This window comes from Pseudonocardia sp. CA-142604 (assembly GCF_050948475.1).
Taxonomy (GTDB): domain Bacteria; phylum Actinomycetota; class Actinomycetes; order Mycobacteriales; family Pseudonocardiaceae; genus Pseudonocardia; species Pseudonocardia alaniniphila.
On the sequence record NZ_CP192045.1, the window covers coordinates 546652 to 559207 of the forward strand.

General features: G+C 67.6%; 11 protein-coding genes and 1 pseudogene. 5 read left to right on the forward strand and 7 right to left on the reverse strand.

Annotated elements, in window-relative coordinates; translation table 11 throughout:
- Window positions 1-5 precede the first annotated feature (5 nt).
- Window positions 6-683: a response regulator gene (locus tag ACQPZQ_RS02595; protein ID WP_433291641.1), complete on the reverse strand. Its 678-nt coding sequence runs from the start codon at window positions 681-683 to the stop codon at window positions 6-8.
- Window positions 680-1891 (reverse strand): sensor histidine kinase, encoded by a 1212-nt coding sequence (locus tag ACQPZQ_RS02600; protein WP_433291643.1) that lies wholly within the window; start codon window positions 1889-1891, stop codon window positions 680-682. Before ACQPZQ_RS02600 ends, ACQPZQ_RS02595 begins: the two co-directional genes overlap by 4 nt.
- 140 nt (window positions 1892-2031) lie before the next feature.
- Between ACQPZQ_RS02600 and ACQPZQ_RS02605 the strand changes: the two genes are divergently transcribed.
- A complete protein-coding gene (locus ACQPZQ_RS02605; protein WP_433291646.1) occupies window positions 2032-2298 on the forward strand; it encodes a hypothetical protein in 267 nt (88 codons plus the stop codon).
- 236 nt (window positions 2299-2534) lie between these two features.
- Window positions 2535-2906 (forward strand): hypothetical protein, encoded by a 372-nt coding sequence (locus ACQPZQ_RS02610; RefSeq protein ID WP_433299724.1) that lies wholly within the window; start codon window positions 2535-2537, stop codon window positions 2904-2906.
- Between the two features lie 225 nt (window positions 2907-3131).
- Here ACQPZQ_RS02610 and ACQPZQ_RS02615 read toward each other — a convergent pair.
- A pseudogene (locus ACQPZQ_RS02615) lies at window positions 3132-3179 on the reverse strand (hypothetical protein); the annotation flags it as partial.
- Window positions 3180-3815: 636 nt separating this feature from the next.
- Between ACQPZQ_RS02615 and ACQPZQ_RS02620 the strand changes: the two are divergent.
- On the forward strand, window positions 3816-4061 hold the full coding sequence (locus tag ACQPZQ_RS02620; RefSeq protein WP_433291648.1) for a hypothetical protein: 246 nt from the start codon (window positions 3816-3818) through the stop codon (window positions 4059-4061).
- Window positions 4062-4080: 19 nt separating this feature from the next.
- On the opposite strand, the gene ACQPZQ_RS02625 is transcribed toward ACQPZQ_RS02620, so the two are convergent.
- The 3 genes from ACQPZQ_RS02625 to ACQPZQ_RS02635 all read right to left on the reverse strand — a co-directional run bounded on the left by ACQPZQ_RS02625 (window position 4081) and on the right by ACQPZQ_RS02635 (window position 8027).
- Window positions 4081-5487, reverse strand: coding sequence for an FAD-binding oxidoreductase (locus ACQPZQ_RS02625; RefSeq protein WP_433291650.1), 1407 nt, complete (start codon window positions 5485-5487; stop codon window positions 4081-4083).
- A 7-nt stretch (window positions 5488-5494) separates the two neighbouring features.
- The gene (locus tag ACQPZQ_RS02630) at window positions 5495-7039 is read right to left on the reverse strand and encodes an amidase (RefSeq protein ID WP_433291652.1); all 1545 of its coding nucleotides are present in this window, start codon (window positions 7037-7039) and stop codon (window positions 5495-5497) included.
- A 154-nt stretch (window positions 7040-7193) separates the two neighbouring features.
- The gene (locus tag ACQPZQ_RS02635; RefSeq protein ID WP_433291654.1) at window positions 7194-8027 is read right to left on the reverse strand and encodes an enoyl-CoA hydratase/isomerase family protein; all 834 of its coding nucleotides are present in this window, start codon (window positions 8025-8027) and stop codon (window positions 7194-7196) included.
- A gap of 399 nt (window positions 8028-8426) precedes the next feature.
- Here ACQPZQ_RS02635 and ACQPZQ_RS02640 point away from each other — a divergent pair, with 399 nt between their 5' ends.
- Together ACQPZQ_RS02640 and ACQPZQ_RS02645 are read left to right on the forward strand one after the other, a co-directional pair.
- On the forward strand, window positions 8427-8840 hold the full coding sequence (locus tag ACQPZQ_RS02640) for a MarR family winged helix-turn-helix transcriptional regulator (RefSeq protein ID WP_433291657.1): 414 nt from the start codon (window positions 8427-8429) through the stop codon (window positions 8838-8840).
- 457 nt (window positions 8841-9297) lie between these two features.
- Window positions 9298-10482, forward strand: a complete 1185-nt coding sequence (locus ACQPZQ_RS02645) for a serine hydrolase domain-containing protein (RefSeq protein ID WP_433291659.1) — start codon at window positions 9298-9300, stop codon at window positions 10480-10482.
- 203 nt (window positions 10483-10685) lie between these two features.
- Here ACQPZQ_RS02645 and ACQPZQ_RS02650 read toward each other — a convergent pair whose 3' ends face one another.
- Complete coding sequence (locus ACQPZQ_RS02650; protein WP_433291661.1) at window positions 10686-12284, reverse strand: APC family permease; 1599 nt, start codon at window positions 12282-12284, stop codon at window positions 10686-10688.
- Between the last annotated feature and the right edge of the window lie 272 nt (window positions 12285-12556).

Consider the following 12556-nt stretch of genomic DNA (forward strand, 5'->3'; position numbering starts at 1 on the left):
TTCGATCACTGCCCCCGAGGCACGACGAGGCCGTGTTCGTAAGCGGTGATCACGGCGTGCACGCGGTCGCGGAGCTCCAGCTTCATGAAGATCCGGCCGACGTGGGTCTTGACCGTGACGTCGCTGACGTGGAACTGCTCAGCGATCTCGGAGTTGGTCAGCCCCTGCGCGATCAGCACCAGCACCTCGTTCTCGCGCGGTGTGAGCCGGGCCAGCAGATCGGGGGCCGGTGCCTTGGGTTCGGGTCTCGCCGCGAACTCGGCGATCAGGTCGCGGGCCACGGAGGGCTGCAGCCAGGCGTCACCGGCCGCGATCGCGCGTGTCGCCGCGAGGAGGTCGGTGGGGGCCGAGTCCTTGAGCAGGAAGCCCGACGCCCCAGCACGTAGTGCGTCGTGCACAGTGCGATCGACGTGGTAGGTGGTGAGGATGAGGATCTTCACCGGGGCGTCGGGGTCGCGGGCGAAGCTGTCGTCGGTGATGCGCCGCGTCGCCTCGACGCCATCCATCACCGGCATCCGGACATCCATGATCACGAGATCGGGTTGGAGCCGCTGGGCGTCGGCCACCGCCTGAGCGCCGTCGCCTGCCTCTCCCACGATCTCGACGTCGGGTGCGGCGTCGAGCAGCATGGCCAGGCCGCTGCGGACCAGTAGCTGGTCGTCGGCCAGCAGCACGCGGATCACGAGCGCTGCCCAGCGCCGGACGTGACGGCGGTCGGCAGAGTGGCCGTGACGCGGAAGCCACCACCGGGTTGCGCTGTGGCATCGAGGTGCCCGCCCACGGCGGCCGTGCGCTCCCGCAGCCCGATCAGGCCGTGGCCCCCTCCGGGCTTGCGCGCCGGCGGGCGCATCGGGGCCTCGTTCGTGATCGACAGCTCCAGTGCACCCTCGCTCCAGCTCAGCTCGACGCGGGTGGGCACGCCGGGTCCGGCGTGCTTCATCACGTTGGTGAGCGACTCCTGGACGATGCGGTAGGCGGACAGGTCGGCTCCCGGATCGAGGTCGCGGGGCTCGCCGTGCGTGACGAGCCTGGCCGGCACGCCGGCCGCGAGGATGCCGTCGACGAGCGCGTCCATCTCGTGTAGTCCGGGCATCGGCCGCGTCCCATCGGCGGGGCCCTCCGCATTGTCGGCATCCGCGGGCTGGTGGACGCGCAAGACGCTGAGCATGCGGCGGAGCTCCGTCATCGCCTGGCTGCCGGCACCCTCGATGTCGGCCAGTGCCTGCGCAGCACGGTCGATCTTGCCACCGGCGAGCACCTGCCGCGCACCAGCGGCCTGCAGCATCATGACGCCGACGGAATGCGAGATCACGTCGTGCAGGTCCTGCGCAATGCGCGTGCGTTCGAGCGCGACGGCCTCCAGCGCGGTGCGGCGGCGCTGGTCATCGAGCAGCTCGAGCTGCTCACGGTGGGCGCGTGCCCACCGTCCGACCGCCCATGCCCCGGTGTTGACCAGCGTCAGGAACGTGAACGACGCCGCCAGGGCGGTGATCGCCATCTCCGGTGGGGCGCCTGCCACCTCGGCCGCGGCCTGGAAGCCGGTGGGTAGGAAGGTCAACGCCAGTGCCCACAGCCCAGCGCGGCGTGGCGCCAGGTTCGCCACGGTGTAGAGGGCGATCATCAGCGCGACCACCGGACCGTAGGACGGGATGGCGACCGACGCGATCGCGCTGTGCAACCACATCACCGCGAACACCCCCAGCGGCCACCGACGCCGCCAGAGCAGCGCGACGCATCCCACCGCGGCGTAGGCGGCGACCCACGCCGGGAAGACGTCCGGACCCGCCAGTACCCGCGAGAACCCGATCAGGTCGAGTGCGCAGCCACCGACGGCAATCGCGACGTCCTGGGCCCGCCAGCGCCACTCGGACTCGTTCAGGGCACCCGCCATGACCGCATCATTCCGGGTGTGATCACCGGGCGTCGTCCACCCGGGGGCGGATCATGAACACCCAGCCGGAGTAGGACGCGAACCGCGACGGTGGCTGCCACTGTTCGGGGCATCACCAGCGAGTCCTTCCGAGGAGTGTCGTGCGTAGAACCCAGATCCAGGGTGCGAGAAGCGCAAAGCGCACCGTGCAGCGAGCGGCCGTGTTGGCCGGGATCGTGATTGCCGGTGTCGTCGGAGCCACCACACCGGCGCCGGCCGCGGCCGGCCAGGCCGGCGGACAGAACTACTTCGAGTGCCAAATCAAGCGGTCGGACTATGCGGCCGCGGGCTACACGGTCACCCCGTGCACCTACTACCCGTCGACGGGCAACTGGCTCTTCTTCTACAGCAACCTGGAGGTCGGCTAGCGGCGGGGCGCAAGCTGATCACGCTACAGGGCGCTCTCGCCATCGCGCTGGTTCAACGCGGGCGATTACGGCGCTCACAACATGGGAACGGTGCCGGCCAAATGCCGAGCTCACCATCCGCTGCATGCGACGGGCCGCTTTCGGTGGCGCCGGAATCGGTGGCTACATCGGCTACGGCGACTGACCGAGGACAAGGAAAAGGTATCGGGATGACGAGATCGACCAGGATTTCCGCCATGGCGACCATCACGGCGCTGACCACCACCGCCCTGCTGGTTTTCGCTGGACCGGCGTTCGCTGATTCGGCCTGCAACGCGTCGTTCTGCAACACCACGGATGGCTCCGGTGGCCGGGTGGATCAGGTGCTGGCCCAGAAAATTGGCAGGCTGCAGAACGTGATCGGCTTCTTCGAAGCCCGCGGGCCGCGCGGGATGCTGGCCACCGGCCCGACGACGTCGGCGAACCACACCTACTTCACCCGAGGCTCGTTCCGTAATCCGACCACGCTCAAGAACGGTGAGCTGATGTGCCTGACCTTCTTCGCCAAGACATCGGGTGGCGGGTTCGTCGAGGTCGGCACCGCGCAGTGCACCACGGCGCCGTTCTGACCGGCGGCCGCGGGCACCGCCGGCCCGCTGTGATCCTGGGGGTATCACAGCGGGCCGGGAGAACCCTGTGAGCCTGGATCGCCAGGTGCAGCGCGCTGTGGGTGTGCGCTCCGACGAAGCCCACTCGCAACCGCCGAGGAGGTCCCGGGCGTTCTCGAGGAACGCACGTCCGGCGTCGGTGAGGGTGACCGGGCGCCTGCTGTGCGTGAGCAGCGATACACCCAGCTCCTGATCCAGGCGCGCGATCTGTCGGCTCGGCGCGGGCTGCACCACGTGCAGACGCTCGGGGGCGCGGCGGAAGTGCAGCTCCCTCCGCCGCGGCCGCGAAATAACGGATATGTCGGAACTCCACGTCCACGACTGATCGCCGAGTCCTATCAGTGGTTACCGAACGTCTATTGGACAGTGTTCGCCGCGGGCAGCAGCGTTGAACAGGTTCGGAGAGCGGCACTCGACCGAGGGGCGGGTGCCGCGTCACCCGGACACGGGAGCCGTAGTGCTGTCAGTGGGGGACGGACAGGGCAGCACTACGGCTCCCCGAAAATCGCCCGCGGCTACCGGCACCAGGCCACCCTGCGCGCCGAATCGACAGCACGCCCGAGGATTGCGATGGATTCAACAGAATCATCGAAGAATGACCTGGTAGCGGGGTTCGTGGAACATGTGATCGCCGACGGCGCCGCTGCTGTCGCAGGGCTCTCCACGACACTCGGCGACCGGCTCGGCCTGCACTCGGTCGCGGGGCCGGCCGTCGGACGCAGAGTGGGCGTCGGTGGCGCGCACGCACCAGGTCTGCTCTCGAGCCGCGCCGGCCGGGCGATGCGGCTCACGCCGTCTGTGAGCCGATCCCGACGATAAGCGAGGCGTCAGCCCGTGGTCGTCTCTCCTCAGTGGGTGAATCGTGCATACATGGAGACTACGCACTCCGATCTCCCTCCGATGCCGGCAGAGCGGCTGGATGGTCCACCTGTCGCGTCAGCGGGACTGACGATTCTCGCGCGGATCACCTGGTCGTGCGCGGCGCTGTCGCTCGCGCTACTTCTCGTCGGCTTCGTGCTCGACGACGCCAAGTTCATCGCGGACGGAATGTTGGTCCTCTTGGTGTTTCCTCCATTTCTTTTGGTCGTGGTTGCGACCCTTCCGTGGGGGCTTTGAGTTGGTGGAAGCAGGCGTTTCACCCGACCAGCTTGCCCGGGTTGAGGATTCCCTGCGGATCCAGGGCCGCCTTGACAGCTCGCTGCATTGCGATGACCTGTGGGCCGAGCTCACGGCGCATTCCAGGCAGCTTCAACAGCCCGACGCCGTGTTCACCGGTGATGGTGCCACCGAGCGCGAGCGCGGCGTCGATGATGTGCTCGAACGCCGCTTGCGCCCGCCGTCGCGCGTCCTCGTCACCGGGGGGCGTGAGGATCACCGGGTGCAGGTTGCCGTCTCCTGCGTGCGCCATGGTGGCAATGAATGTGGCGTGCCGCTGCGCGATCTGCTCGATGCGGCGGATCATCTCAGCGAGATGGGTGCGCGGTAGGCAGACGTCTTCGATGAGAATTTCGTGGCCGAGTTGCAGCAACGCCGGACCGGAGAGCCGACGGGCGTCGAACAGGGCCTCGGCCTCGACCGGATCGGTCGACATCATCGCCTCGCCGGCGCCGGCCGCCACGAATTCGGCGTGAATCGCCTCGGCCTCGTCCAGCGCACCGGGCTCCGGGATGTCGGTCTGAGCGAGCAGGAGCGCGGCCGTGTCTTCCGGGAGCCCTGCGTTCTTCCATTTGTTCACCGCTTGCAGGCAGAAGCGATCGATCAACTCGAACGCCGCCGGCTGGATTCCACGTGCGTTGACCCTGGAGACGGCGTCACCTGCGGCCGCGAGATCGTCGAAGAACCCCACGACGGTCCGGGGCCGGCTCGTGCGCAGCGGACGCAGCCGCACCGTGGCCTCGGTGATCACCCCGAGCGTGCCCTCCGACCCCACCATCAGCCCGACGAGGTCATACCCAGCCACCCCTTTGGCCGTGCGCCGACCCATGCGTACTACGTCACCCGCAGCCATGACGACCTCCAGCGCCAGCACGTAGTCGCGGGTCACCCCGTACTTCACACAGCACAGGCCTCCCGCATTGGTGGCAACGTTGCCCCCGATCGTCGACCACGAAGCACTCGCAGGATCAGGCGGATACCACAGACCCTGCGCAGCGGCCGCCGCTCGCAGGTCGTCGTTGAGCACCCCCGGCTGTACGACGGCGAGCCGCTCGTCCGCGTTGATCTCCACGACCTCACGCATCCGCTCCGTGGACAGCACCACACATCTGTCCACGGCGTTCGCACCACCCGAGATACCCGAGCCCGCACCGCGCACCACGACCGGGCGGCCATGCCGAGCACACGCCGCGACCACCGCCGCAACCTCCGCCGTGCTGCACGGCCACACCACTGCCGCGGCGTTCCCATGGGGCACCCAGTCAGCCACATCGTGTTCGTAGGGCGCCACGAGGTCGGCGTCGGTGACTATTCGATCAGTCGGTAATGACGCGAACAGATCGGTGACGAGCGGGTCGGGCGTCGGGGAAACGTTCGCAGTAACCATGTGTCGTTCAGACGCTTGTGACCGTCGCCGCGGCCGGAGCCGGGAAACCCCCGATGGCCTGCTCGAACGTGTGGGCCACGCGCAGCACGGTGGCGTCGTCGAAGTGCTTGCCGATGATCATCATTCCGGTCGGCAGGCCGTTCACCAGTCCGGCCGGCACGCTGCACGCAGGGTGGCCCGACACGTCCAGCGGGCAGGTGTTGGTGACCGGCTCGACGGCGCGGGCGATCACCTCCTCGCGCGGGGCGTCGGCGGCCAGGATGATCGATGCCTGCATCGGGGTGGTCGGCATGACCAGCACGTCGTAGCGGTCGAGTGCCTCGTCGTAGGCCGCCCGCAGACGGGGCACCAGGTTGCGTGCCATGGCGTAGTGCATGCCGTGGTGGCGGTTGAGCATGTGGCGGCCTGCGAGCAGCATGAACTTGACGACCTCGGAGAACTGGCTGCCGTCCTCGCGCCACTTGGTGCCGTAGAACCTCATGAGCTCAGGGTCGTAGAGGCCTCGCTGACTCAGGCCGTACCCGTTGCCGTCCACCATCTGCGCGGTGCTGCCCTCGACGTTGATGACGATCCAGAGGTTCTTGCCGTGCAGGTGCCAGGGGATGGAGACGTCGTCGACGGTGAGCCCCGCGGCGCGCAGGATCTCGACGGCCGCGCGGACGGTGTCGTCGACGGCCGCGGTGGAGTCGGAGTGGCCGAAGCCCTCGCTGACCACGCCGACGCGCAGCCCGTCGGCCGGGCGGGCCAGCGCGCCCACGTAGTCCTCGACGGCGAGGTCGGCAGGTTGACGCGGGTCGTGTCCGTCCCGGCCGGCCATGACGCCGAGCAACAGGGCGGCGTCGGCCACGGTGCGCGTCATGGGCCCGACGTGGTCGATCGTGAAGTCGACGGGGAACGCGCCGGTGTAGGGCACCAGGCCGTAGGTGGGCTTGTGGCCGACGATCCCGCTGAAGGACGCGGGGATGCGGATGGATCCGGCCTGGTCCCCGCCGGTGGCGAAGTCGACGATGCCGGCTGCGACCAGAGCTGCGCTGCCGCTGGAGGACCCGCCGGAGGTGCGGGTGGGGTCCCACGGGTTGCGCACCGGCCCGGTTCGTGAGGTGTGCGAGCCGCCGGAGGTGCAGAGGTCCTCGCACACGGCTTTACCGGCGATCGTGGCGCCCGCGTCGAGCAGCCGGGAGACGATCGTGGCGTCACGGCGGGGAACGAAGCCCGTCATGGTGGCGGAGCCGACCATCATCGGTACACCGGCCACGGCCGTGTTGTCCTTGACCGCCACCGTGCGTCCGGCGAGCGGGCCCTCGTCGCTTCCGGTCACCGTGCAGGTGACGTACCACGCGCCGAGCGGGTTGTCCGCGGGCTTCGGACGGCTCCAGGCCCGCTCCGGAACCTTCGGTCGCACCTGGTCGTGCAGCTTCTCGACGGCATCCCAGGACCGGAGCACACCCTGCACCAGCGGAGCGAAGGAGGCCACGTCGGCCTCGTGGAGCCCGAATCCGTAGCTCTCGGCCACGGCGGTAATGGCCGACTCGTCGGGTGGTTGAAGGGACATCCGAGATCTCCTCACGGTCGCCCCCGCGCATGCGAGGGGTCAGTGGTGGCTTGCCCACGGACGGACGCGCAGTGCATCGATGCCACGTCGCGGCTGGTTCACTCGCCGATGACGGCATGGAGGAGGGTGCCGATCCCCGTGATCTCGACTGGCTTCATCGTGGGTTTCGTTCCGGCTGCCGCCCCAGGTGGTAGCCCATGCGCAGCTCGTAGTCGCCCGCCCGGTTGCGTCCCGCCGCGGTCGCGGCGGGCAGCCTGCGCCTGGAACCAGGCCAGTCGAAGGACGCGAAATACATGTCGTAGGAGGACTTGATGTCCTCCGCGGACGGCAGCGTGTACCGGTTGACCTGCTCCTTGACCGCGGTGATCGACTCCTTGTCGAAGGACGCGATCCGCCCGGCGAGGCGTTCCACCAGCCCGTCCAACTCGGCGTCGGGGACGGTGCGGTTGACCCACCCGTACCGCTCGGCCAGGCCGGCAGGGTAGTCGTCGCTGCTCAGGACCACTTCCAGCGCCCGCGCCCGGCCGAGTAGCAACGGCAGGTGCTCAAGACCTCCGGCGCCGGGCAGGTTGCCGTTCGCGGTCTCCGGCTGGCCGAACAGCGCCGTCTCGCCGGCGAAGCGCATGTCCATCGCCTGGACGAGCTCGTTGCCGACCCCCCTGACCCGCCCTCGGATCTTCGCGATCGACACCACAGGCAGGCGCGACAGCCGCACGCCGGCGTCGATGACCAGTGGGTAGCCGGTGGCTCCCAGGCCCTTCGGTGTCTCGGCGACCCGGGAGGTGTCGTAGTGGTTCAGGAAGTAGTCCGGGTTCGCCGACTCGAACACCGCCACGCGCAGGTCGGGCGTGGCTTCCATCTGGTCGATCAGCTCCGGGAGCTCGGTGAGCATCTCCGGGGTGACCAAGTTGATCGGCGGGCTGTCGAACGTCACGCGCCATAGCCGCTTGGTCTCTGCGGTCACGGAGAAATGGCTCGACTGATTCACGGTTTCGCTTCCTTTCCCTTTTCTGATGCCCCCTGCCTTCCGTCGTGCTGTCGTCCGGCCGCGCGGCACATCGCGCGGGGCGTCGTCAGTTGATCTACAGCGGTTTCGGCTTCGGATGCGTCTCTCCGGGATCTCGGTGATCCGGTGCAGCTCGCGAAGATTTCCTTGGCGATACGGAGCTTCTCCGTATCGGTGCACAGCCCGGGTCAGCCGGCTGACTGTACGAGCTCGTACTATTGACGCTAGGCTTGTGTATTGGCGAGGGTCAACGGCCTGGGAGGGATGGATTTCGTGTCTCAAGTCACAGGCGGCTGGGTGCCGACCACGTCGGCGATACATCTCCTGCGAAGGGCCTTTCAGCATGTGACGGCCTGCTGGAGCGCCACGGTCTCCACGACCATGACCGCTCCGCAGTTCGCGATTCTCGACGTCCTGATCACCTACGACGAAGACTTCGACCAAGCCACGATCGGTCAACGTCTGGGCTTGGACAGCTCAACCGGCAGCTACCTGATCAAACGTCTGGAGCGGGACAAACTCGTCGCCACGGTCGTCGACCCGGATAACCGTCGCCGCAAACTGATCACGATCACCGAGAAGGGGCTGGATCTGGTCCGGGGAACGATGCCGGACGCACGTGCCGCAGAAGACCTCATACTCGCCCGCCTGACCCCGAGCGAGCAGGCGCAGCTGAAGCACCTCCTGAGGAGGTTGGTCGGAGTCGACGCTGACGACGAATTGACCGGCGACGGGCGTCCGGAATCGCGCTCGGGAGAGTCGGCCTCGCCGGCGACCACAAGCGCAAGGCAGTAACGCGTGATACCACGGGCTCGCAGTCGGCGCCGTGAGCGTTGCTGCTCCCGGTCTGCTCACCTCGGGGAAGAAACGCCTCCTCCGTGGACGAGAAAACGCCCGTCCTGAAAAGGTTCGGTGCGGTCGACTGGGTGACCGGGTCGGGTTCGGGAAGACGATCATTTTGGCCATCCGTAAGCCGTAGTGGCGATTTCACGATCGGCGATCGGGAGGCGGACGTGCTCCACCGGAAATGTCTGATTCGCGCACGGTCTGCACCTGGGGTGTGGAAAGCGAGAGATGGCGAGAAGAGGGGGATGAGCGTCGACGTGAACGGTGGTGGAGAGCGGGTAGATCTCACCTTGGTGTTGTTCCTGCCCGTCTGAATGCCGACTTCTCGGCGGGCGCGTGACCGTTGCGTCGAGCTGCATCAGAATGAGGGTGGGAAGAACCAAATCTGCACGGGAAGGATCTCCGGGTGAGCCCCACTTCTGACGCCTCGAATATCGACACCGAGGCGATCGACGCCCTTCTCCGCAAGGCGGTCGACGCCGGGACAGTGCCCAGCCTGGTCGCGATCGCGGCCGACCGCGGCGGTGTGACCTACGAGGGGGCGGCCGGCTCCCGGGTTCCCGGTGCTCGAGAGCCGGTGTCGGCCGACACCGTCTACCGGATGCAGTCGATGACGAAGATCGTGACGACGGTCGCCGCGTTGCAACTGGTGGAGCAGGGCGCGCTCGATCTGGACGCGCCCGTCGACACCTACCGGCCGGAGTTCGCCGAGATCCAGGTGTTGGACGGCTTCGACGGCGACACGCCTCGGCTGCGCCCACCGGCGCGCCGGGCCAGGGTAGGGCACCTGGTCACGCACACGAGCGGGCTGGGCTACTTCGCCTTCAACGCCGACATCGACCGCTGGGAGAAGGTGACCGGCACCCCGAACTTCAGCTCCGGCAAGGAGATCATCTTCACGGCGCCCCTGGTAACCGATCCGGGCACGAGGTTCGAGTACGGGATCAGTACCGACTGGCTCGGCCGGGTCATCGAGGCGGTGTCCGGGGTGACGCTCGACGTGGTGTTCGAGCGGGGGGTGACCGGCCCTCTCGGGATGCGTGAGACGAGGTTCGCCCCGACGGATGAGCAGCGGCTGAATCTCTCGGCGCTCCACGTCAGGGGGGAGAGCGGTGAGTGGGTGGAGATCGACGACCCGTTCTCCGCTTCTCCGGAGTTCTGGGGCGGAGGATACGGGCTGTATTCGACGCCGCGTGATTTCCTGAAGCTCCAGCGCGTGTTGCTGGGCGACGGCACGTTCGAGGGCACCCCGATCCTGAAACCCGCCACTGTGGAGGCGGCCTTCACCAACCAGATCGGTGATCTCGAGATCCCGGCGTCGATCCCCACGTCGGACCCTCGGTTGAGCTGCGACTTCACCGTCGGCCCCGGCTTGAAGTGGGGCTACGGGCTGATGCTGAACACCACCGACGCCCCCGGGATGCGCCGAGCCGGCAGCGGTGCGTGGGCCGGGGCGATGAACACCTACTACTGGATCGACCGCACCGCAGGCGTCACCGCCGCGATCTACAGCCAGTTCCTGCCGTTCGCCGACCCGGAGATGCTGGCCATCAACGTCGAGTTCGAGAAAGCGCTCTACGCCGGCCTCTGATCCGTCGAACGCGATGACGCATATCCGGCCGCCGCGGGCACGGGGTTTCACGCATTGGCTTGTTCACCAGGGGGTTGAATGACCAGCACCGACCGGGCGCATCATCGCCGACGCGGGCGGGGCGATGGCCATTCCCTTGGCACTGCCGTTCAACCTCGTCTACGAACTGCGGCCCTGACCAACCGGCCACCGCCGCACCAGGTTCAGCCCGCCGCCTCGACCGGCTGGTCGGCGTGGTGCAGGACTCCGGGGTGGGCCCGCAGGTAGGCCGTGCCGCTCGCGACACCCCAGAAGTAGATGCCCAGCGACACCACCGCGACGATCACCGAGTCCCATGGCGCCGGGATGAGGCCCGCCCCCTCGAAGCTGCCCAGCGCGGACATCAGGTACAGGAAGGCCAAGTGGGCGATCAACCACACGCCGCCGGACAGCTCGCCGACACCCTGGTTCTGTCGCACCCAGGTCACCGCGAACCACACCAGCCCAACCGCCACGATCGGGATGGTCCTGGTCAGGTCGGGCCAGCCGACCCAGTAGATCACCAGCGCACTGATGACGAAGGCCAGCGGCGCGATCACCGCCATGCCGGGAAGCCGGTTCGCCGGCCCGGTCACACCGGTCCTCCGGAACGCGAGCAGGCTGATCGAGCCGACGGAGAAGGTGAAGGCCACCAGCGTGCTGGTCACCGACACGATCTCGTGCCAGCTCGGCAGCGGCAACAGGAACAGGATGCCGACCACGAAGTTCGTGATCAGTCCTCGGGTCGGCACACCCCATCGATCGTTCACGGTGCGCAGCCAGCCGGGGAAGAACCGGTTCTTGGCCAGCCCGTAGGCGTTTCGCGCGTTCGACGCGGTCCAGGCGATGGCCGCTCCCGACGGCGAGATCATCGAGTCGGCGATGAGGGTCCAGTAGAGCCAGCTCAGCCCGAGCAGCATGGCCAGCTGCGCGAACGGTGAGTCGAAGTTCACCCCGTGCCACCCGCCGACGAGCATGCTGCTGGGCACCGCGCCGAGGAACGCCACCTGGAGTGCGAGGTAGAGCACGATGGTGACCAGCAGTGTCGTGACCAGCGCTTTCGGAATGTGCTTGCGTGGATGGCGAACCTCGCCGGAGAGCTCGACGATGTTGCGGAACCCGGTGTAGGCGAACACCATGCCGGCGGAGGCGATGGTGCCCAGCGCCGCCCCGTAGCCGTAGGGGGCGAACCCACCGTGCTGGCTGATGTTGCTGCCGTCGAATCCGGAGACGATCAACAGCACCACGGTGACCGTGGGGACCAGCACCTTGATCGCGGTGACCACGTTGTTAGTTTTTGCGAAAAGCTGCACGCCGAAGTAGTTGATGCCGACGAAGACGGCCATCAGCACGATGGCCAGCAGAATTCCCAGACCGGTCAGCTGATCGCCCTGATAGATACCGGGCAGATAGGAACTGGCGTACTGCAGCGCTCCGGCGGCCTCAGTGGGCGGGTTGCCCAGATAACACACCCACATGCTCCAGCCGACGATGCCGGCGGCGAACCGGCCATTGGAGTACAGCGGGTAGCGAACCAGCCCACCGGACTCCGGATGGGCGATGGCCAACTCGGCGAACACCAGCGCCACCGTCAACATCAACACCCCGCCGATCACCCAGGCGATCAACGAGGCCGGCCCGGCGGACTGTGCGGCGTACATCGCCGAGAACAACCACCCGGAACCGATCACACTGCCTAGCCCGGTGGCCACCAACGACCAGAAGCCAAGCGTTTTACGGAACTTCGCATCCTCGTTCAGTGTGGGTTCCAGGGCCAGCGTCATGGTCTCAGCTTGGGTGCAGTCAACCGATCGTGCAGATGGGGCCGCCGCAAATCGCATGTTTGGTCCGGCAAATGACCGCTGAGCGTGGTTGGTTCGGTTCTGTTCATGCGCTCCAGCAAGTCCGGCCGGCCGCTGGCTCCGGCCATCCGCTGCTCTGGGTACCTGCTGCGTGACACGGACGAGCCTCCCTGCCATTCCCATGTCCGTGCTGCAGGAAATGCGTGGTGCCGAGCAGGAATCGCTGCACACGTTGAGGGGTCCGGACTGGTCGA

Bases quoted from the DNA above. Each gene is read 5' to 3' on its own strand.
- ACQPZQ_RS02600 (WP_433291643.1), bottom strand. From the start codon at position 1,891: ATGGCGGGTGCCCTGAACGAGTCCGAGTGGCGCTGGCGGGCCCAGGAC.
- ACQPZQ_RS02620 (WP_433291648.1), top strand. From the start codon at position 3,816: ATGGAGACTACGCACTCCGATCTCCCTCCGATGCCGGCAGAGCGGCTG.
- ACQPZQ_RS02610 (WP_433299724.1), top strand. From the start codon at position 2,535: ATGGCGACCATCACGGCGCTGACCACCACCGCCCTGCTGGTTTTCGCT.
- ACQPZQ_RS02650 (WP_433291661.1), bottom strand. From the start codon at position 12,284: ATGACGCTGGCCCTGGAACCCACACTGAACGAGGATGCGAAGTTCCGT.
- ACQPZQ_RS02640 (WP_433291657.1), top strand. From the start codon at position 8,427: ATGACCGCTCCGCAGTTCGCGATTCTCGACGTCCTGATCACCTACGAC.
- ACQPZQ_RS02630 (WP_433291652.1), bottom strand. From the start codon at position 7,039: ATGTCCCTTCAACCACCCGACGAGTCGGCCATTACCGCCGTGGCCGAG.
- ACQPZQ_RS02625 (WP_433291650.1), bottom strand. From the start codon at position 5,487: ATGGTTACTGCGAACGTTTCCCCGACGCCCGACCCGCTCGTCACCGAT.